The 19,335-nt window shown below is 69.9% G+C and carries 16 protein-coding genes and 2 pseudogenes; 11 read left to right on the top strand and 7 right to left on the bottom strand.

Going from position 1 to position 19,335, the window contains the following annotated elements; genetic code table 11:
* Positions 1–40 precede the first annotated feature (40 nt).
* The 6 genes from ACJ8AN_RS07140 (at position 41) to ACJ8AN_RS07165 (ending at position 5,976) form a co-directional block, all read left to right on the top strand.
* Positions 41–970, top strand: coding sequence for a HEAT repeat domain-containing protein (locus tag ACJ8AN_RS07140; protein WP_407754491.1), 930 nt, complete (start codon positions 41–43; stop codon positions 968–970).
* A gap of 3 nt (positions 971–973) precedes the next feature.
* On the top strand, positions 974–1,576 hold the full coding sequence (locus tag ACJ8AN_RS07145) for a hypothetical protein (protein ID WP_407754492.1): 603 nt from the start codon (positions 974–976) through the stop codon (positions 1,574–1,576).
* A 20-nt stretch (positions 1,577–1,596) separates the two neighbouring features.
* Positions 1,597–2,922 (top strand): homoserine dehydrogenase, encoded by a 1,326-nt coding sequence (locus tag ACJ8AN_RS07150; RefSeq protein ID WP_407754493.1) that lies wholly within the window; start codon positions 1,597–1,599, stop codon positions 2,920–2,922.
* 106 nt (positions 2,923–3,028) lie between these two features.
* Positions 3,029–4,033: a biotin--[acetyl-CoA-carboxylase] ligase gene (locus tag ACJ8AN_RS07155; protein ID WP_407754494.1), complete on the top strand. Its 1,005-nt coding sequence runs from the start codon at positions 3,029–3,031 to the stop codon at positions 4,031–4,033.
* A 15-nt stretch (positions 4,034–4,048) separates the two neighbouring features.
* A complete protein-coding gene (locus ACJ8AN_RS07160) occupies positions 4,049–4,819 on the top strand; it encodes a type III pantothenate kinase (protein ID WP_407754495.1) in 771 nt (256 codons plus the stop codon).
* Positions 4,816–5,976, top strand: coding sequence for a hypothetical protein (locus ACJ8AN_RS07165; protein WP_407754496.1), 1,161 nt, complete (start codon positions 4,816–4,818; stop codon positions 5,974–5,976). The genes ACJ8AN_RS07160 and ACJ8AN_RS07165 overlap by 4 nt, the downstream gene beginning before the upstream one ends.
* Positions 5,977–6,090: 114 nt before the next feature.
* Here the strand turns inward: ACJ8AN_RS07165 and ACJ8AN_RS07170 are convergent, their stop codons facing one another.
* From ACJ8AN_RS07170 to ald, 4 genes are all read right to left on the bottom strand, one after another.
* Positions 6,091–7,803 (bottom strand): response regulator, encoded by a 1,713-nt coding sequence (locus ACJ8AN_RS07170; RefSeq protein ID WP_407754497.1) that lies wholly within the window; start codon positions 7,801–7,803, stop codon positions 6,091–6,093.
* 195 nt (positions 7,804–7,998) lie between these two features.
* Positions 7,999–8,826, bottom strand: coding sequence for an anti-sigma factor family protein (locus ACJ8AN_RS07175; RefSeq protein WP_407754498.1), 828 nt, complete (start codon positions 8,824–8,826; stop codon positions 7,999–8,001).
* An 81-nt stretch (positions 8,827–8,907) separates the two neighbouring features.
* Positions 8,908–9,579, bottom strand: a complete 672-nt coding sequence (locus tag ACJ8AN_RS07180; RefSeq protein ID WP_407754499.1) for a sigma-70 family RNA polymerase sigma factor — start codon at positions 9,577–9,579, stop codon at positions 8,908–8,910.
* A 203-nt stretch (positions 9,580–9,782) separates the two neighbouring features.
* Positions 9,783–10,913, bottom strand: coding sequence for an alanine dehydrogenase (gene ald, locus ACJ8AN_RS07185; protein ID WP_407754500.1), 1,131 nt, complete (start codon positions 10,911–10,913; stop codon positions 9,783–9,785).
* Between the two features lie 159 nt (positions 10,914–11,072).
* Here ald and ACJ8AN_RS07190 point away from each other — a divergent pair, with 159 nt between their 5' ends.
* Complete coding sequence (locus ACJ8AN_RS07190; protein ID WP_407754501.1) at positions 11,073–12,380, top strand: radical SAM protein; 1,308 nt, start codon at positions 11,073–11,075, stop codon at positions 12,378–12,380.
* Between the two features lie 57 nt (positions 12,381–12,437).
* On the opposite strand, the gene ACJ8AN_RS07195 is transcribed toward ACJ8AN_RS07190, so the two are convergent.
* The 3 genes and pseudogenes from ACJ8AN_RS07195 to ACJ8AN_RS07205 form a co-directional block, all read right to left on the bottom strand.
* A complete protein-coding gene (locus tag ACJ8AN_RS07195) occupies positions 12,438–13,079 on the bottom strand; it encodes a hypothetical protein (protein WP_407754502.1) in 642 nt (213 codons plus the stop codon).
* A gap of 101 nt (positions 13,080–13,180) precedes the next feature.
* Positions 13,181–13,705, bottom strand: a pseudogene (locus ACJ8AN_RS07200) (response regulator); the annotation flags it as partial.
* Positions 13,706–14,431: 726 nt separating this feature from the next.
* Positions 14,432–14,734, bottom strand: a pseudogene (locus ACJ8AN_RS07205) (response regulator); the annotation flags it as partial.
* A gap of 141 nt (positions 14,735–14,875) precedes the next feature.
* Between ACJ8AN_RS07205 and ACJ8AN_RS07210 the strand changes: the two are divergent.
* From ACJ8AN_RS07210 to ACJ8AN_RS07225, 4 genes are read left to right on the top strand one after another with little or no spacing between them, the layout of a single operon-like run.
* On the top strand, positions 14,876–15,358 hold the full coding sequence (locus ACJ8AN_RS07210; RefSeq protein ID WP_407754503.1) for a chemotaxis protein CheW: 483 nt from the start codon (positions 14,876–14,878) through the stop codon (positions 15,356–15,358).
* A complete protein-coding gene (locus tag ACJ8AN_RS07215) occupies positions 15,355–15,738 on the top strand; it encodes a Frizzy aggregation protein FrzB (protein ID WP_407754504.1) in 384 nt (127 codons plus the stop codon). Before ACJ8AN_RS07210 ends, ACJ8AN_RS07215 begins: the two co-directional genes overlap by 4 nt.
* A 5-nt stretch (positions 15,739–15,743) precedes the next feature.
* Positions 15,744–16,970 carry a methyl-accepting chemotaxis protein gene (locus tag ACJ8AN_RS07220; RefSeq protein WP_407754505.1) on the top strand — a complete coding sequence of 409 codons (1,227 nt, stop codon included), beginning with the start codon at positions 15,744–15,746 and terminating at the stop codon, positions 16,968–16,970.
* A gap of 53 nt (positions 16,971–17,023) precedes the next feature.
* Entirely contained in the window at positions 17,024–19,324 is a 2,301-nt protein-coding gene (locus ACJ8AN_RS07225; protein WP_407754506.1) for a hybrid sensor histidine kinase/response regulator, read from the top strand.
* Positions 19,325–19,335 lie beyond the last annotated feature (11 nt).

Genomic DNA, 19,335 nt, shown 5'->3' on the forward strand with positions numbered 1-19,335 from the left:
GAGGTGAGGGGAGCGCGGGACTGGGCTAGGGTAGGCCGGTATGAAGCCCGGCCTGCTCATCACCCTCGTGGCATTGATGCTCGGCGCCTGTCGCTCGCGGGAGCCGCGCTTTCCGGTGGAGCACGTCTCGCTCAAGGGCGCGACGGTGGTGGACAATGGCCTGCTCGGCCAGGCTCCATCGGAGGTCCGCGAGCTCTTCTCCGAGACGCTGCTCGACAGCCACCGCTTCGAGCTGCTCGAGGAGGGCGGCAAGAAGGGTAAGGGCAAGCGCGAGCAGGGTGCCTGGTCGCTCACGCTCGAGCTGCCCTTCACCCGCGAGTCACTCCGGGATGGCAGCGCGTACTCCTTCGCCGAGGTGGGCGCGACGCTGGAGTTGGAGCGCCGGGGCCCGGAGGGCGTCCAGCACTACCAGGTGGTGGGACTGGGCGAGGTGCGGGTGGAGAAGAAGGACGCCGAGGCGCGGCGCAAGGCCCTGCGCGAGGCGCTGAATCGGGCGCTCTCCCAGGTGGCCGAGGCGGCCGGGATGCAGCTGGCGGCGGCGGACCGGGAGGACGCGGCGCTGCTGCAGGACTTGCAGTCGCAGGATGACCGCGTGCGCGAGTTCGCGCTGCGGGTGCTCGCGGACCGGCGCAACCCGGCGGCGGCGCCGCTGCTCATCCGGCAGCTACAGGACGAGGATCCGCAGCTGGTGCGCCAGGCCATCGGCGCGCTGGTGGAGATGAAGGCGCGCGACGCGGTGCCGGCGCTCATCGAGCTGGTGAAGGACCGGGAGATTGGTTTCGTGCAGGAGGTCGTCTTCGCCATCGGGGAGATTGGCGGCACCGAGGCCGAGGCGTACCTGTTCACCGTGGCGCAGGGGCATGATCAGCCGGATGTGCAGGCCGCGGCGAAGCAGGCGTTGGACACACTCTACGCATCACACAAGCTCGCCACTCCGGAGGCGCGCGGTACGGACCGCGCGGAACACTGACGCATGAAGCTCTCGTCTGTCGTCGTACGGGTGGGCCTCGGGGCCGCGCTGGCGTTGGAACTGGGTGCCTGTGCGGGCCGTCAGCAGGTGGCCGAGGAGTCCGAGTCGCGCCCCTCCGAGTCCCTGGCGGCCTACTACCCGCTGGCCGTGGGCAACCGCTGGACGTACCGGGTCAATGGCCGCGAGGACAAGACCGTGGACGTGGAGGTGCTCAAGGAGGAGGACGGGTACTTCCAGGACAACCAGGGTGGGCAGCTCACGGTGGACGGCTTCGGTGTGCGCGATCGCAAGCGCTACCTGCTGCGGGGGCCGCTCGCGCAGGGCAACGAGTGGACCAACGTGGTGTCCGTATCCTCCACCGAGCGCTACCGGATTCTGCAGTCGGGGGTGCCGTGCGAGGCGCCCGCGGGCTCCTTCCGTCACTGCGTGCGGGTGGAGGCGCGCAACCGGGTGGACGCGAACACCACGCTGGTGAACGCGCTCACCTTCGCCGAGGGCGTGGGGCTGGTGCGCATCGAGGTCTCCGCCGAGAGAAGCAACGGCGAGCGCGTTCCGCAGACGTGGTTGGAGCTGGCTTCCTATAAACTCCAGGGCTCGGACCGCTGACGGAAGGTGAGGGCAGGGCCATGAAGGAGATCGGCATCGCGCTGTTGGGCCTGGGCAACGTGGGGTTGGGGACGTACCGAATCCTCGCCAACCACGCGAAGGACATCGAGCGGCGCCTGGGGGCCCGGGTGCGCGTGCGCCACGTGCTGGTGCGCAACGCCGGCAAGGCCCGGTCCGAGGACGTGCCCTCCTCGCTCATCACCCACGACATGAAGGCCATCCTCGCGGACCCGGACGTGTCGGTTGTCGTGGAGCTGATGGGCGGGCTGAGCCCCTCGCGCGAGTACCTGGAGCAGGCGATCGCCTCGGGCCGCCACGTGGTGACGGCGAACAAGGCGCTGCTGTCCGCGCACGGCGAGTCGCTCTTCTCGCAGGCGCTGGCGCGCGGGGTGGACGTGCACTTCGAGGGCGCTGTCTGCGGCGGCATCCCCATCATCCGCACGCTGCGCGAGGCGCTCGCGTCGGACCGGGTGGAGTCGCTCACCGGCATCGTCAACGGCACCACCAACTTCATCCTCTCGGCCATGGCGGACGAGGGGGCCACGTACGCGGACGCGCTGCGGCGGGCGCAGGAGCTGGGCTACGCGGAGGCGGATCCGACGCTGGACGTGAGCGGCATGGACGCGGCGCAGAAGCTGTGCCTGCTGGCCTCGCTGGCCTTCTCCGCGCGCGTGGCTCCCGAGTCCATCCTCGTCGAGGGAATCACCAGCCTCACCCCCACGGACATCTCCTACGGGCGCGAGGCGGGTTATGTCCTCAAGCTGCTCGCCCAGGCGCGCCGCTCCTCCGAGGGCCTGGACGTGCGCGTGCACCCGGCCTTCATCCCCGCGGCCAGCCCGCTGGCGGACGTGCGCAGTGCCTTCAACGCGGTGCTGCTCCAGTCGGCGGCGCTGGGGGCCTCGCTCTATTCGGGCCGGGGCGCGGGCGATATGCCCACGGGCAGCGCGGTGGTGTCGGACATCATCGACACGTGCCGCAACCTCCTGGCCGGTGTCTCCGGACGGCTGCCGCTGCCCGTCGCGCCCAACGTGCAGGACGTGCCCCTGCTGTCCTCGGGCGAGCGCCGTGGGCCCACCTACCTGCGCTTCTCCGTCAGCGACGAGCCCGGCGTCCTCGGCCGCATCGCCAGTGTGCTGGGCGAGAAGGGGGTGAGCATCAACTCGGTGCTCCAGCGCCCCCCGCGTCCCCAGGACACCCACGCCACCATCGTCGTCTTCACCCACGACACCCGCGAGGCGGACGTGCTCGCGGCGGTGACGTGGATCGACTCGCTGCGCAGCACACGTGCACCCACCCAGCTCATCCGCATCGAAGAGGGGCCGGGAGTGTTGCTCGGTGGCCGTTAGGAGGGCAGGCAGGCATCCGGCCGAGAGTCCACTCCCCGGCGGGGCTGTTGAAAGCCGGGCCGTCGATCCCTACCCTGGGAGCCCTTTTTCCAGGGAGGTTCGTGCCATGGGTGTCACCGAGAGCCCGGATCAAACGCAGCAGGAGCTCATCCTCGGCTTCCTCGCGGACGGACGAGACGAATACACCTCGGGAGAGGCGCTCTCGTCCAAGCTGGGCCTGTCGCGCACGGCGGTGTGGAAGCACGTGCAGTCGTTGCGCACCAAGGGCTACCGCATCGACGCGGTGCCCGCCCGCGGTTACCGGCTGGTGGACGTGCCGGATCGGCTCTCGCCGCTGGAGCTCACGCCGCTGCTGTCCACGCACCACCTCGGGCAAACCATCCACTTCCACGAGTCGGTGCCGTCCACCAACGAGGCCGCCTTCCGGCTGGCCGCGGACGGGGCCGAGCACGGGGAGGTCGTCGTCGCCGAGCAGCAGACGGCGGGCAAGGGCCGCCGGGGCCGCACGTGGGTGTCGCCCACGGGGCTCAACCTGTACTTCTCCGCCATCCTCCGGCCGGAGCTGCCCCCGCAGCGTGCTCCCGAGCTCACCCTGGTGGCCGCGGTGGCGCTCGCCGAGGCGCTGCGCGAGGCGGACGCCGACGCTCAAATCAAATGGCCCAATGACGTGCAGATTGGTGGGCGCAAGGTGGCGGGCATCCTCACCGAGCTGTCCGCGGAGCCCGAGCGGGTGCACTTCGTGGTGCTCGGCGTGGGGGTGAATCTCAACGCGGGCCCCGAGCACTTCCCGGCCGAGGTGGCCGAAACCGCCACGTCGCTCTCCCATGCGCTGGGGCGGCGCGTCAACCGCGCGCTCTTCACCACTGCCCTCTGGGGCCGCCTGGAGGAGTGGTTGGATCTGCACCACGAGGTGGGGTTCGATCCCGTGCGCCAGCGCTGGAAGGAGCTGTCCTCCACGCTCGGCCAGGAGGTGCGGGTGCGTACCGACCGATCGGAATTGCGCGGTGTGGCTGAAGACATCGACGTGTCGGGTGCACTGATGGTGCGGACGGCGGGGGGCTCGTTGGAAAGGGTGCTCGCCGGGGATGTGGAGCAACTGCGGCCCCGCTAGACTGCGCGGCGAGCCATGCTTCTCGCCATCGACGTCGGCAACACCAACACCGTCCTCGGGGTGTACGACGGCAAGCGCCTCCTGGACCACTGGCGCCTGGAGACGAGCGCCCGCCGTACCTCCGATGAGTACGGAATCCTGCTGCGGCAGCTCTTCCAGTCGAGCGGCATCGATGCGGACGGAGTGGCCGCGGTGGCCGTCTCCAGCGTGGTGCCGCCGCTGCAGTTCAACCTGGAGCGGATGAGCGAGCGCTACTTCAAGACGCGCCCCATGTTCGTCGGGCCCGGGGTGAAGACGGGCATGCCCATCCTCTACGACAACCCGCGCGAGGTGGGTGCCGACCGCATCGTCAACGCGGTGGCCGCCTACGACAAGCACCACCGGGGCCTCATCGTCGTGGACTTCGGCACCGCCACCACGCTGGACGCGGTGACGCCCAGGGGCGAGTACCTCGGCGGCGCCATCTGCCCCGGCATCAACATCTCCATGGAGGCGCTCTTCCAGAACGCCTCCAAGCTGCCGCGCGTGGAGCTCGCCCGGCCTCCGCACGTGGTGGGCCGCAACACGGTGCACTCCATCCAGTCCGGCCTCTTCTACGGCTACGTGGGCATGGTGGACGGCCTCTGCGCACGCATGCAGGAGGAGATTGGCTTCGAGGTGCGGGTGGTCGCCACCGGCGGCCTCGCGCCCCTGGTGGCCAGCGAGTCCAAGCTCATCCACGAAGTCGACGAGTTCCTCACGCTCGAGGGCCTGCGCATCATCTACGGAAGGAATCACGCCTCATGAGCACTGCTCCCCAGACCACTCCCTCGGCCGCTGGTGGCTGTCCCATCTCCGCGGAGCTCCTCCCGCCCAACATGCGCAAGCACGTGGACCCGGCCGCGCCCGCGCCCCTGCGGATGATGGCCGCCAAGTCCCTGGTGCCGCTGGCGCCCGCGGACATGCTCTGCGCCCTCTTCATGCTCACGTTCGATCCGGACGAGGGCGTGCGCGAGACGGCCTCCAAGACGGCCGCTGCCCTCACGGATCGCTTCTCCGCCGGCCTGCGCGACGAGAACGTCCCGGCCCCCGTGCTGGGCTGGTTCCTCCCGCTCTTGCGCGCCAAGGACGCCTACGCGGAGATGCTCGTGCTCAACCCCACCACGCCCGACGAGGCCGTGGCGGAGATCGCGCGCGATTGCAGCCCGAAGATCGCGGAGATCATCGGGCAGAACCAGCTGCGCGTGCTGCGCCACGAGAACATCATCCGCAACCTCTGCACCAACCCGAACGCCAGCCCGGCGCTGCTCGACAACGTCTGCGACTTCGCGGTGCGCAGCGGCGTGGCGCTCGCCGACGTGCCCCAGATGCAGGCCGCCCGCGTGCGCGTCTTCGGGCCCCAGGCCGCCGCCGCTCCTCCGGATCCCGGCCCCACCGCCGAGGAGATCCTCAAGGAGCTCCAGGAGGTGGCCGCCGCCACGGGCAAGCCCGAGGCAGAGGGAGAGGGAGAGGCCGCGCCCATTCCCGAGGCCAAGAAGCTCAGCCTCACCCAGCGCATCATGAAGATGAGCATCGCCCAGAAGATCAAGCTCGCGACGCTGGGCAACAAGGAGGCGCGCAGCTTCCTCATCCGCGACACCAACAAGCTCGTCTGCACCGCCGTCATCCGCAGCCCCCGCATCACCGAGGGCGAGGTCCTCAACAGCGCCAGCAACAAGGCCGTCAACGAGGAGGTGCTGCGCATCATCTACAACAGCCGCGAGTTCACGAAGAGCTACAAGATCAAGATGGCGCTGTTGAAGAACCCCCGGCTGCCGCTCTCGGTGGGCATGAAGTTCCTCAACACCCTGCGCGAGAACGACCTGAAGGATCTCAGCCGGGACAAGAACGTGCCGGCCGCCCTCCAGGGCGTCGCCAAGAAGATGGTGGAGAAGAAGAACGAGCCCAAGAAGGAAGAGAAGTAGCGGCTCGGAGTGGGGGAGGGGACGGGGGCCCTCACGGTTTCAAACCGGGGCCCCTGCTACCCTCACCCCGTCCCTCTCCCGAGGGAGAGGGGTAGTAGGGCACGGCAACGGCTCTCAGGCGACGGCTTCCTCGTCGTCCGCTCCCGCCGGCTGCTCCTCCAGCAGTTGCTGGGCGATCGCCAGCGCCTTCTTCGTCTTCTCGCGCAGCTTCTCGTCCGACTTGATGCGCGTGTAGAGCCGGGCCACGCGGTCCTCGTTGCGCGCCACCGACTCCTCCATCTCGGCGATGCGCTTGCGCAGCTCGTCGGCCTCGGCGCTCGACTGCGCCTTCACCGCCTCCAGCTCCTCGCGCGCGCTGTCCGCCTCGCTCCGAGCCGCCGCCAGCTCCGCGTCCAGCTGCTCGGCCCGCGCCCGGAGCTCCTCCACCTCGCCCGCCTGCGCCTGGTACTGCTCCAGCTCGGCCTGCATCGTCGTGGCCCGGGCCGTGGCGCCTCGCGCCTCCTCCTTGGCCGCGTTGAGCTGCTGCTCCACGCGCCGGCGCTCCGCCATCAGCTGATCCGCCTTCGTCTTCAGCGTCTTCAGCTCCGCGTCCCGCCGGGTGATCTCGTCCGTGGCGCCGTTGGCCTGCTGCTCCAGCGCGAGCTGGCGATCCTGCAGCTCGACGATCTCCTGCTCCTTCTGGTTCAGCTCCGTCTTCAGCCGGAGGATCTCCCGATCCTTGCGGTTGGAGGCCTCCTTCAGCGCCAGGGTGGCCGAGTCGTTCTTGCCGGCCGAGGCCTTCACCGTCTCCAGCTCCGTCGACCGGGTCTCGAGCTCGGACTCCAGCTCCTGCACGCGCGTCTCCGCGGTGCTGGTCTGGCTCCGCGCGTCCTCGAGGGCGCCTTCCAGCTCGGCCACGCGGGCGCGCAGGTTGCGCAGCTCGGCCGCGTCCGCCGCGGACATGGCCGGGGCCGCGGACGTCACCGGCGCCGCGCGGGGCGTGGGGGCCGGAGCCGTGGGGGTGGGGCGAGTCGGGGCCGGGGGCGTCACGGGCGCCGGCGTGGGCCGGGTCGCCGCCGGGGTGGCGCGGGCCACGGGAGCCGGAGCGGGCGTCGGAGCCGGCGGCATGAAGCCCACCACCGTCTTCTCGTTGTCCAGGTCCAGCGCGTCCAGCGCGTTGTCGTCCTCGCCACCGCCCAGGCTGTCCAGCCCGGAGAAGTCGTCCTCGGGCGAGCTGAGCTCCGGCGGGGCCTCCACCGGCTCCTCGAAGGTGCCCGTCACGGGCTGATCGCCGCTGTCGCCGAACGGATTGTCGAGCAGCGCCAGCTCCTCGCCGTGGCTCTCCAGTGGCTCGCCCTCGATGGCGAGCTCCTCGCCCTGCACCGGCTCCTCGCCGAGCCCATCCAGCCCGCCGTCCAGTCCGTCATCCAACCCGCCCAGCGACAGGCCGTCGTCGACGATGTCGCCCGCGGGCAGCTCCGGGAAGCCGATCAGCCCGCCCACGCGCTCCACCAGCTCCTCGGGGTTCACCGGCTTGGCCACGTAGTCATCCGCGTGCGCCTTGAGCTTGCGGTGCTGCGCGAAGCCATCCGGGTTGCCGATGATGACGATGGGAACCGTCTTGAGGTCGTCGTCCTTCTTCAGCTTGCCGCAGATGAGGTAGCCGTTCTGGCCCGCTGACAGGTCCACCGCGAGCACCACCAGGTCCGGCCGGTCGCGGCGGATCTGCTCCACGCTGCCCTTGCCATCGCTGGTCTCCTGCACCGCGAAGCCCCGGGCCTCCAGGGCCTGATGCAGCGTCGCGGAGAGGGTGGTGTCACTTTCGACGATCAGGATGTTCTTGGACATGGAAGGCTGCCGGACCTGGGAGGACGAGCGCGCCCCGCGTCAACTACGAGGGAACGGCGGCTCTGGAAAAGTCTCGGGGAGGCTATCGGTGCCTACCGGGACCGTCAATCTTCGGTCCAGTCGGATTTCCAGGCAGTCCTGCTCGTCGGGCGAGCGAGCGGCCTCCACGCGCGGGGAGGCCGCGGGGGTAGCGCTTCACGGCTGGAGGGCGACCGGCCGGGCCTGCACGTCCGGCGTCACCGGGCGCGAGGGCTTGTTCTTCAGGACATTCTGCTCGGCGATCATCCGGCGGATGTCCGACTCGTCGAGGTCCGACACCAGTTCGTAGACGACCTCGCCGTCGCGCCACACGGCCACGTTGTAGCCGAGGCTCGAGCCCACTTGCACGGAGGGCAGGGGAGGGGCCTGCACCTCGCGCTGGGCGTCATCGAAGACGAACAGGCCGATGCGCCGGGCGGGCGCGCCTTGCTTGTCCGGGTTGCGCTCGTAGCTGATGTACGCGGCGGGGCGATCCGTCACGTTGGAGATGCGCGCCCCGGACAGCTGCACGTTGGGAAGGTGGGGCACCGAGACGCGATGGTCCAGCTTCCCGTCGAACCAGGCCTCCACGTTCTCGTGCGAGGCGCCGGTGATCTCCACCGGCAGCCGCTTGGCGTGCCGCCGCGCGGCGTCCTCCATGAAGCGCTGATCCCTCTCGGGCCGCAGCGTGAGCCAGCTCCCGCCGGCCAGCACCACCACCGCGGCCGCGGCGCTCGCGCGCAACCACCAGGCCCGCGACACGCGGTGCTGCTCCTGGCGCAGGCCCAGCTGGAGGCGGGCGCGCAGGGCGTCCGGGGCGCGGGTGGCCTCCACGGCGTGGCGGGCGGCCCGGCGCAGCGACTGCTGCATCCGTGCCTCCAGGTTGACCCGCTGCGCGCACCCGGCGCAGCCGGTGAGATGCGCTTCCACGTCCAATCGCTCGTCGGGTTGGAACTCCCCGTCGAGGTAGGGGTAGAGAATCGAATCGAGTTCCTGGCAGGTCATGAGCGCTCAGGCAGGGGGCGATGGTGTGGGGCCCGTGCGGAAATATTGTGAAGAAATATTTCCGCGCCCATCAACCTCGATCTACCCCACCTTCTTCCTGCGACGGTATTCATCGAGGCTCGTGGCGGAGTTGGCGCCATTGCCCGCGCCCGCGTTCGCCCCTTGCTCGGCGCCCTCTTGACGCAGCACGCCAGTGCCCTCGGCGTACTCGCGCAGCGTCTTCTGCAGCAGCTTGCGGCCGCGGAAGAGCCGGCTCATCACCGTGCCCACGGGGCACTCGAGGATCTCGGCGATCTCCTTGTAGGAGAACTCCTGCAAATCCGCGAGGATGACCACCAGCCGGAAGTCGATGGGCAGCGCGTCGATGGCGCGCAGCACGTCATCCGACAGGAGACGGTCGAAGAAGTACTGCTCGGGGTTGGCCGCGAAGTCCGTGGCGTCCCGGCTGACGAAGCGCTCGTGGACGGCCTCGCGCTCCACCCCCTCCACCACGCTGCGCTCCTTCACCTTGCGCCGGTAGCGGTTGATGAAGGTGTTGGTGAGGATCTTGAAGAGCCAGGCCTTGATGTTGGTGCCCCGCTCGAACTTGTCGAAGAAGCGGTAGGCCCTCATGCAGGTGTCCTGCACCAGGTCCTCGGCGTCCCGCTCGTTCTTCGTCAGCCTCAGGGCCGCGGAGTACAGGGGGTCGAGATGGGCCAGGGCCAGCTCCTCGAATTCCGCTTTCGTCCGGTTGTTCTGCCTGAAGTCCAGCATGCTCCCGCCTTCCAGAGGCCTGAAATTAAAGGCAATTGAGTCGTTACCCACCCGGCAATGTATGCATGGGAACAGAGTGGGCAACAACACAAAGCCCGCTGGCGCCGTTTGCACGGCTGCCCCAGCGGGCGGGAGACAAACGACGGCGGGGATTATTCCCGGATTGGGGAGCAACCCCCGCCCTCGGGGTGTCGGACTGTTGACTACTTCCCCTTCGAGCCGATGGCGTCGAAGATGGACAGGTAGTTGTAGCCCAGGTCCTTGGCGACGGCCTCGTAGGTGACGTGGCCGTTGTAGGTGTTGAGGCCGCGGGCCAGGGACTTGTCGGCCTTGATGGCCTCGACGAGGCCCAGGTCGGCGATCTTCCGGGCGTAGGGCCGGGTGGTGTTGGTGAGGGCGTAGGTGGACGTCTGGGGCACCGCGCCGGGCATGTTGGCCACGCAGTAGTGCACCACGCCGTGCTTCACGAAGGTGGGGTTGTCGTGGGTGGTGGGCACGCACGTCTCGATGCAGCCGCCCTGGTCCACCGCCACGTCCACCACCACGGAGCCGGGGCTCATCTCGGCGATGAGGGCCTCGGAGACGAGCTTGGGGGCCGCGGCGCCGGGGATGAGCACGCCGCCGACGACGATGTCCGCCTCGCGCACGCTCTTGGCGATGCTCTCGGTGTCCGAGGCCAGCGTGGCCACGCGGCCGAGGAACACGTCGTCCAGGTAGGTGAGGCGCTCGAGGTTGACGTCGAGGATGGTGACCTCGGCGCCCATGCCCACGGCGACCTTGGCCGCGCAGGTGCCCACCACGCCACCGCCGATGATGGTGACGCGGCCACGGCGCACGCCGGGCACGCCGCCCAGCAAAATCCCCTTGCCGCCGTGCGCCTTCTCCAGGCACGCGGCGCCGACCTGGATGGCCATCTTGCCGGCCACCTCGGACATCGGCTTGAGCAGCGGCAGCGAGCCGTCATCCAGCTGGATCGTCTCATACGCCACGGCCGAGGCCTTCTTCTTCACCAGGGTGCGCGTGAGCTCCGGGTCCACGCCGGACAGGTGGAAGTAGGTGTAGATGATCTGCCCGTCCTGGATGCGCGCGTACTCGGGCGCGATGGGCTCCTTCACCTTGACGACCATCTCGGCGCGCTTCCACACCTCGTCCGCGCTCTGGACGATCTGCGCACCGACGCGCTGGTACTCGGCGTCGGGGATGCCGGAGCCGACACCGGCGTTCGTCTCGACAAGCACCGTGTGGCCCGCGCTGGTCAGGGCACGGACGCCCGCCGGAACCATGCCGACACGGTACTCGCGGGTCTTGATCTCCTTGGGAACTCCGACAATCACTTGAGCTGCCTCCGAAAGGTCCGCAATAAGAGCGGAAAAACGGGCGGACCCTAGGCAGGGCCCCAGAACGAGTCAAGACGCGCACCGGCAAGGAGCCGTACGCCTCGTGAATGCGCGCCGCGTCGAATGCTCCGCCCGGCAGTGATAGTTAACGAGGTCATGACTTTGGCACCGAAGCTGTTGTTCGCGGACTCGAAGGGGCGGGTGATGGAGCACCCCTATCTGCTCGCCACGCTGCGCAGCGGGGAGGAGCTCGTTCCCCCGCAGGACAAGCCCATTGCCTTGCCCTCGGCGGGCCGGCTCGTCCACCTGCCGGGCCGGCTGCCCGTGGGCATCGACCCGGAGACGGGCGAGCTGGAGCTGGTGCGCGAGATGAAGATGAACGGGAAGACCTTCGTGCCCAACGCGGTGGGCGCGCTGCTGCCCCCGGGCTACACGCGCACGTTCCTGCCCGGCGAGGTGAAGGCGGACGGCCCGGTGCTGCCGCAGTGGGCCTATACCGCCGCGGCCTGGGGCGAGGACGGCCCGGTGGCGTGGGCCATCCACACCGACACGCGCTCGCACTGGGATCCGGAGCGCTACTCCACGCCCGAGCTGAAGAAGATCGTCGACGCGCACCTGGCGCGCTTCCCCGGCAACCGCGTGCTCAAGCAGCTCACCACGTGCGCGATGCTCTACCGGTGTTTCACCTCGCAGAACATCTTCTACGTGCGCGACGAGGGGGCCATCCCCGCCTCGGTGATGTGCAACGCGCGCTGCGTGGGCTGCATCTCGGATCAGCCGGCGGACGGGCCTCCCGCCTCGCACGAGCGCATGGATGATGGGCCCTCGGCGGAGGAGATGGGGGCCATTGGCCTCTACCACCTGGAGCACGCCCCGGGCCGCACCATGGTCAGCTTCGGCCAGGGCTGCGAGGGCGAGCCCCTCACCCGCTGGAAGTACATCGCCGGGTCCATCCGCTACATGCGCGAGCGCACCTCGCGCGGCTCCATCAACATCAACACCAACGCGAGCCTCACCAAGGGACTCGAGGCGCTCTTCGACGCGGGGCTGGACGCCATCCGCGTGTCGCTCAACTCGGCGACGAAGGAGCTCTACGAGGCCTACTACAAGCCGGTGAAGTACGGCTGGGAGGACGTGGAGGCGTCCATCGCCCTGGCGCGCGAGCGCGGGGCGTACCTCGCGCTCAACCTGCTGCTCTTCCCGGGCGTCACCGACCGCGAGGGCGAGGTGAAGGCCCTGGAGCGGCTGGTGAAGAAGTACAAGGTGGACCAGGTGCAGACGCGCTCGCTGGCCATCGATCCCATCCAGTACCTCGAGGTGGCGCGCGACAAGGGCCCCGGTGGCGAGCCCGTGGGCATCCGCGATCTGCTGCGGCGGCTCAAGGCGGCCCGGCCGGGGCTGATCATCGGCAACTTCGCGCGTGGGCTCGACGAGCGGAGCAACGCGGCCAGCGCGCGGAGGTAGGGCGCCGGACTCCCTCTCCCCGGGTGGGGGAGAGGGAAGGGCCCGGGCCGCGAGCGGCTACTCCTCGTCGCAGGCCTGGGCGTTCACGTGCCGGCACTCGTGCAGGTTGCGCGGCACCACCATCCAGGAGACGTCCGGGGACACGTTGCGGCGCGTGCCCAGGTTCTCGGTGGTGGGCTGCTCGCCCGCGCCGGTGATCGCCACCTGGTAGCGGATGCGGAAGGGCTTGCCGTTGACGTTCAACATCTCGCGAGGGTTCGTCACGTCCAGCGCGACGAAGCGCTGGCCACCCGAGCGCTCCGAGAGGATGGCGAGCGTGTGGTACTCGCTCGGCTCCTTCACCCCGGCCTTGCCCGCCGAGCCGTCCACCCAGAGGTCGCGGACCATGGGGGTGCCATCCACGAAGAACTCGTGGCCGTTCACCATCAGGCCCAGCTTGGGCAGCAGGTCCGGCGGGATGAAGGCCCACAGCTCCTGGCCCGTGCCCAGGTCGTGCACGTCATCCAGGGCGCTCTCCCTGCTGCGGCTCAGGGCCGAGCCGGCGTGGATGGCGTGCAGCATGCCTCCGTTGGAGCCCACCAGCACGATGCCTCCGGCCTGCACGCCGGAGATGTTGGACGAGCCGAAGGAGGTGGACACCTCCTTGATGTCCCCGATGGCGGCCATGAGGGCATCGCGCAGCTCGGTGGGGTTGTTCACGCGGTAGAACTGGCCCTTGCCCGCTCAGGCGGGCCATGGGCTCCCTGGAGGGGAAGGCACTTGCTGACGGCGAGGAGACCCGGGCCGGGCGCGGGCTACTCCTACTCCTTGGCGGGGGCGTCGAGTTCCTTCGCCACCAGATGGCCGAGCACGGCGTCCTTGGGCACGTAGCCGTCGGCGCCGGCCTCGCGGCAGATGCGCTGGAGCTCCTCGATGTTCTCGCCGGAGCACAGCAGCACCTTGATGCCCTTGAAGAGGCTGTTGCTCTTGATGAAGCGGCAGAACTGCTCGCCGTTCACGTTGGGCATCCGCACGTCCAGCAGGACCAGATCCGGACGCGTCTGCTTCTTGAGGATGATCTTCGTCGCCTTGTCGGCGGAGTCGGCGATGTGGACCTCGAAGCCCTTGGTCACCAGGTCCGCTTCGATGATCCGCGCCGTCATCTCGCTGTCGTCGACGATGAGGATGCGGGGCTTGCGGCCCGCGGCCGCCGCCATCTTCGCGGCCGAGGGGAAGCCACCCGTCGCGGCCGGGGCGGGCGCGGGCGCCGGAGCGGCCGGGGCAGGGGGCTGCACCGGAGCGGGCGCGGCCGCCTGGGGGGCCACGGGGGTCCGAGCCGGGGCGGGCGTCACGGGAGGAGCCGTATGAGCCGGGGCCGCCTGAGCCGTGGCATGTGTCGGCGCCGGCGCCAGGGGTCTCGCCGGAGCCTGCGCCGTGGGAGCCGCCGCATGCGCGGTGGCCGCCGGAGCGGGCGCGCGAGGTGCCGCCGCCGGAGCCGGATGGGCGCCCGCCAGCGGAGCCTGCGCCGCCGGACGGGGAGGAGCGACCTGTCCCGCCACGGGCGCACGAGGCGCGGTGCCCGGAGCCGCATGAGCCGCGGCCGGATGCGCCGCCGGAGCCGGATGAGCACCCGCCGCCGGAGCCTGCGCCACCGGACGAGGCGCGGCGACCTGTCCCGCCATGGGCGCGCGAGGCGCGGTGCCTGGAGCCGCATGAGCACCCGCCGGAACCTGCGCCGTCGGACGGGGGGCGGCAGGCTGTCCCGCCACGGGCGCGCGAGGGCCCGGAATCGCCTGGGCCTGGGTCACGGGCGCGGGGGCGACGCGCGGCGGAGGAGCGACATTCGCCTGAGGAGTACCGGGAGCGACGGGCCGGGGAGCAGCAGCGGTGGCGGGCGGACGGGTTGCCGGAGCCACCGAGGGCGGGCGGGGAGCCGCCGCGGTCCCCATCGGCCGGGCGGCCTGGGCTCCTGGCTGGGTCACCGCGCGTGCGGGAGCGGCCGCACTCCCCGTGGGGGCGCCCAGGATCCGCATGATCCCGCCAATGACGGCCTCCAGGCCTCCGCCCTTGAGGATGTAGGCATCGGCGCCCGAGTTCCGGGTCTTCGCCGCCAGTTCCTCCTCGGAGATGTCCGAGTAGAGCACCAGCTTGGAGGTGACCTTCTTCTGGGTCCGGAGGTACTCGACGACGTCGTCGCCGAACATCTCCGGCATGTTCACGTCCATGAGGATGAGCGCGAACGGTCCCTCGGTGAGCTTCTGGTCGAGGCTCGCCAGATCCGTAGCCCCGGTCGCCTGGTATCCAGCCGAGGCCAGAGCCCGGACCGTGAGTTCCACCAGCATTGGGCTATCATCGATGACCAGTACGCGAGACATCTGCCTCCCCAGGAATACGGCCGTTACCCTACACCGTTGAGCGGGCCCGGACCACGCGTTTCGGTCCACCCTTGACCCACTTCGCTTGCCTCCGGATACTTTGGCGCCTTGACTAACACTCCCCTCCAGCGTGCGCTCCGGATGGCGCCCGACCGAGCCATCGCAGGCCAGGCCCGGCCGGAGCAGGAATTCTTCGGTTTCCGCGCGGGTGAGCTCCGCCTCGCGGTTCCCAGCGAGAATGTCCTCGAGGTCATCCGTACCGGGCTCCTGACGCCCCTGCCTCGAACCCCTTCCTTCCTCCTGGGTGTTACCGGCCATCGCGGCGAGGTACTCCCGGTGATGGATCTCCTGCGCTTCCTCGGCAAGGGAGAGACCCGCGTCGGGCCCAGGACCCGCCTCTTCATCGGCACCAGCGGCAACTACCGCGTGGGCGTGGTGGCGGACGCGGTGCTCGGCCTGCGGCGCATCCCCGTGGCCAGCATCCTTCCTCCTCCCCTGGGCGGAGACTCGGCCGTCGAGCACCTGATCGGCGTGACCGAGGGCACCTCGCCCCAGGAGTCCATCGCCCTCGTCAACTTCACCAAGCTGCTGCAGAGCGCGCGGCAGCGGGCGGTGGTGAGATGATCTACGGCGATGACTACTCGCCCGAGCCCGAGCTCAACGAGGTCGACGTCCTCTTCTTCGAGGTCGGCGACATCCTCTACGGCACGGATGCCTTGCAGGTGCTGCGCATCGATCGCTCGCACCCGGACGACCTCTCGCTGCCGGAGCTCGGCGCGCTCAAGCGCGGCAACCGCGCGATCGTCTTCGACACCCCCGAAGGGGAGGGCCACCTCAAGGTGGACGCCATCCGCGGCGTGCGCCCCGTCCCCATCATGGATTTGCGGCGGCTGCCCCAGGTGGCGGGCGCCGCGCCCTACGCGGTCGGCGTGTTCCTCGACCAGGAACGCCCCGTGATGCTCATCGATCTTGTTGAAACCTTGAATGCTCAAGGAAGGCACTGAAGGCAATGTCCCCCGCTGACACGAAGAACGAAGTTGTCCCGACGGAGGGGTCTGCCCCTCGTGCGAGCAAGAAGGCCGGCTCCTTCAAGCCCCTCACCGACACCGTGATCGCGGTGCTGGCGGGCAACCTCGAGGCGCGCGTGCCCAAGAACGCCGTCGACGAGGATGCCGCCGATCTCGCCAACCTCTTCAACCAACTGCTGGATCGTCACGCCGCCGCCGAGCGCCGCAAGCAGGTGGCCGCCCAGGAGATCGATCAGGCCATCGACGCGCTCATCACCCTGGTGCGCGAGGGTGACCTCGCCCAGTGGAACACCTCCACCGAAGACCCCCAGCTCGGGCCCCTCCTCGAGGGTTTCGGCAAGGTGATCGAGACGCTGCGCACCTTCGTGCGGGAGATCAACGAGGCGGCCCTGCGCCTGTCCTCGTCCGCCAACCAGGTGCTCGCCGCCTCCACGCAGCACGAGACCAGCTCCACCGAGCAGGCCGCGGCCATCCATGAGACCACGGCCACGATGGAAGAGCTCAAGCACGCCTCGGCGCAGATCGCCGAGAACGCCGGCAGCGTGGCGCGCGTGGCCGAGGAGACCCTGGGTGCCGCTCGCGCGGGCCGGGGCGCCATCGGCGAGTTCATCCAGGCCATGCAGCAGATCCGCTCCGACGGCGTCGCGGTGGCCGACTCCATCGCCAAGCTGTCCAAGCGCGTGGAGCGCATCGGCACGGTGGTCGAGGTGATCGACGAGATCGCCGACCGCTCGGACCTGCTCGCGCTCAACGCGGCCCTCGAGGGCAGCCGCGCCGGTGAGGCGGGCAAGGGCTTCTCCATCGTCGCGGCCGAAATGCGCCGCCTGGCGGAGAACGTCATGGAGTCCACCAAGGAGATCAAGAACCTCATCACCGAGATCCGCGAGGCGACGGCCGCCGCCGGCACCGCCGCGGATGCGTCCAAGGAGGCCACGGAGTCCGGCGAGAAGCTGGGCGCGGTGGCGGCGCAGGCCGTCGAGGGCATCCTCGCCGGCGTGCAGGAGACGAGCGACGCGGCCCGCGTCATCAACCTCGCCACCCAGCAGCAGCGCACCGCCACCGAGCAGGTGGTGGCCTCCATGGCGGAGATCGAGGACGTCACCCGTCAGACCACCCAGGCCTCCAAGCAGGCCACGGGTGTGGCTGCCGAACTCACGCAGCTCGCCGGTCGTCTCGCCGAGCTCATCAAGCGCTTCAAGGCCGACTGACAAGGGGAGGGGGAGGGGCACGGGGCGGATTTCCGTCCTGACTCCCTCCGGTCATGGACACCGAGTCCCTCAAGAAATCCCTCCTGAGCAAGTTCCAGGAGGTCAGCGCAGACCGTCTCCAGAAGATCCAGTTGGGCGTGCTCGATCTCGAGAAGCCCACCGCGGATCAGGCGGCGGACGAGGTCGCGCGCGAGCTGCACACGATGAAGGGCGAGGCCCGCATGTTGGGCCTGGCCGCCATCGGACAGCTCGCGCACGCGGCCGAGGACGTCCTGAAGGCCGAGCGCGACGGGAGGACCGCCACCGAAGTGGCGACGGACCTCCTGCTGCGCGCGTGCGACACCATCTCGGACCTCCTGGAGGACTCCGAGGGCGCGCAGTCCGGCACCCCGGCCTCCCAGGAGATGGTCGAGGCGCTCGCCTCGGCCTCCGGGCATGCGCCACCCGCCATCGCGGGCGCCAGGCCGTCGCAGACGTCCATTCCCGTGGTGCCCGCGGCCAACGTCGTCGTGGAGGCGGCCGCCGAGCCCTCGGAGCCCGCCTACGCGCCGCCGCCGGCACCGCCACCCGCTCCGGCCGCTCCTCCCTCGGCGCCGCCCCGGGCCTCCAAGCCCGAGCACGCCCATCACGAGGAGGGGCACGCCCCCAAGGCGCTCGCCGATCGCAGCATCCGCGTGAATGTCGAGGTGCTCGACTCGCTCGGCCTGCTCGCGGGCGATCTCCTGGTGGAGAGCGCGCGCGGACGGTTGCGCGCCTCCGAGGTGGAGGGGCTGCTCAACCGCTTCTCGCGCCTGGGCGATCGCTTCCTCAAGCTGGCGGATCTGCTCAACATCCCCAACTCGCTGCGCAATGACGTCGAGCGCCTCGAGAGCGACCTGCACATGCTGCGCGACGACGCGTTCCGCTTCGTGCGCAGCAACGGCGACGGGATCGAGACGCTCCACGGCAACCTGTCGATGATGGCGGACCACGTGGCCGAGGCCCGCCTCGTGCCGCTGTCCACCGTCTTCGATGCCTTCCCGCGGGCCGTGCGTGACATCGCGCGCACCCAGGGCAAGGAAGTGGACTTCATCGTCGAGAACGCCGACCTCGGCGTGGATCGCTCGATGCTGGCCGACGTGCGCGACGCCCTGGTGCACCTGCTGCGCAACTCGGTGGACCACGGCATCGAGTCCCCCGATGACCGCCGCATGCTCGGCAAGCCCGCTGCGGGCCGGGTGCGCATCCGCGTGCGCGCCGATGGCGACATGCTCAGCATCGAGCTGGATGACGACGGCCGCGGCATGGATCCGCAGAAGCTGCGCGAGGTGGCCGTGCGCAAGCGCCTGCTGACGGATCAACAGGCCGCCGCCCTCTCCGAGCGCGAGGCCATCGAGCTCATCTTCCGTCCCGGCTTCTCCACCCGCGAGGAGGTCACCGACATCTCCGGCCGCGGCGTGGGCATGGACGTGGTGAAGAAGAAGGTGGAGTCGCTGGGCGGCTCGGTGGGCATCTTCAGCCGCCTGGGCCGTGGCTCCGCCATCACCCTGCGCCTGCCGCAGTCGCTGGCGCTCATGAAGGTGCTGCTGGTGCGCCTGGGTGACGACGTCTACGGCATGCCCGCCGCCGACGTGGTGGCGGTGATGCGCGTGAAGCCGGACGACCGCATGGAAGTGTTCGGCACCCTGGCGGTGAAGCACCGGGGCAAGCCCATTGCCCTGGTGGGCCTGGGGCCGCTGCTGGGCGTCAACGGAGGCAACCGCTTCGACAAGCCGCCCGCCGTGGTGGTGCGTCACGGTGACGACTTCGCCGCGCTGGTGGTGGACGGCTTCGTGGACGAGCGCGAGGTGGCGGTGAAGCCTTGCGGCGGCGAGTTCCTCAAGGGCGCCGCCTTCATCGCCGGCACCGCCGCGCTGGAGGACGGCCGCATCGCCGTGCTCCTGCACGTCCCGGACATCATGACGGAGGTGCGCCGCATGGCGCGGCCCGTCACCCAGAACCAGGTCGCCAAGCGGCTGCGGGTGCTGCTGGTGGACGACTCGCCCATCGCGCGAGCCACCGAGTCCGCGCTCGTCAAGGCGCTGGGGCACACCGTGGACGAGGCCCAGGACGGCGAGGAGGGCTACCTCAAGGCCCAGTCCCAGCCGTACGATCTCATCCTCTCGGACGTGCAGATGCCCCGGCTGGACGGCTTCTCGCTCACGCGGCGGCTCAAGTCCACCGCGGGGCTGGCCCGCATCCCGGTCATCATCCTCTCCTCGCTCGCGTCGCCGGAGGACAGGCGGCGCGGGGCCGAGGCGGGCGCGGATGCGTACCTGGTCAAGGGCGAGCTCGGCGTGGAGAGCCTGGCGCAGACCATTGATCGTCTGACCTGAGGCATCTCAAG

Origin of the sequence: Archangium sp. (genome assembly GCF_045802675.1) — a bacterium.
In the GTDB taxonomy this organism is placed as follows: Bacteria; Myxococcota; Myxococcia; order Myxococcales; family Myxococcaceae; genus Archangium.

Excerpts from the sequence above, each read along its gene's own strand:
- ACJ8AN_RS07150 (WP_407754493.1), top strand. The coding sequence starts at position 1,597 with ATGAAGGAGATCGGCATCGCGCTGTTGGGCCTGGGCAACGTGGGGTTG.
- ACJ8AN_RS07220 (WP_407754505.1), top strand. The coding sequence starts at position 15,744 with ATGTCCCCCGCTGACACGAAGAACGAAGTTGTCCCGACGGAGGGGTCT.
- ACJ8AN_RS07170 (WP_407754497.1), bottom strand. The coding sequence starts at position 7,803 with ATGTCCAAGAACATCCTGATCGTCGAAAGTGACACCACCCTCTCCGCG.
- ACJ8AN_RS07225 (WP_407754506.1), top strand. The coding sequence starts at position 17,024 with ATGGACACCGAGTCCCTCAAGAAATCCCTCCTGAGCAAGTTCCAGGAG.
- ACJ8AN_RS07190 (WP_407754501.1), top strand. The coding sequence starts at position 11,073 with ATGACTTTGGCACCGAAGCTGTTGTTCGCGGACTCGAAGGGGCGGGTG.
- ACJ8AN_RS07145 (WP_407754492.1), top strand. The coding sequence starts at position 974 with ATGAAGCTCTCGTCTGTCGTCGTACGGGTGGGCCTCGGGGCCGCGCTG.
- ACJ8AN_RS07215 (WP_407754504.1), top strand. The coding sequence starts at position 15,355 with ATGATCTACGGCGATGACTACTCGCCCGAGCCCGAGCTCAACGAGGTC.
- ACJ8AN_RS07155 (WP_407754494.1), top strand. The coding sequence starts at position 3,029 with ATGGGTGTCACCGAGAGCCCGGATCAAACGCAGCAGGAGCTCATCCTC.
- ACJ8AN_RS07160 (WP_407754495.1), top strand. The coding sequence starts at position 4,049 with ATGCTTCTCGCCATCGACGTCGGCAACACCAACACCGTCCTCGGGGTG.
- ACJ8AN_RS07210 (WP_407754503.1), top strand. The coding sequence starts at position 14,876 with ATGGCGCCCGACCGAGCCATCGCAGGCCAGGCCCGGCCGGAGCAGGAA.
- ACJ8AN_RS07180 (WP_407754499.1), bottom strand. The coding sequence starts at position 9,579 with ATGCTGGACTTCAGGCAGAACAACCGGACGAAAGCGGAATTCGAGGAG.
- ACJ8AN_RS07165 (WP_407754496.1), top strand. The coding sequence starts at position 4,816 with ATGAGCACTGCTCCCCAGACCACTCCCTCGGCCGCTGGTGGCTGTCCC.
- ACJ8AN_RS07175 (WP_407754498.1), bottom strand. The coding sequence starts at position 8,826 with ATGACCTGCCAGGAACTCGATTCGATTCTCTACCCCTACCTCGACGGG.
- ACJ8AN_RS07140 (WP_407754491.1), top strand. The coding sequence starts at position 41 with ATGAAGCCCGGCCTGCTCATCACCCTCGTGGCATTGATGCTCGGCGCC.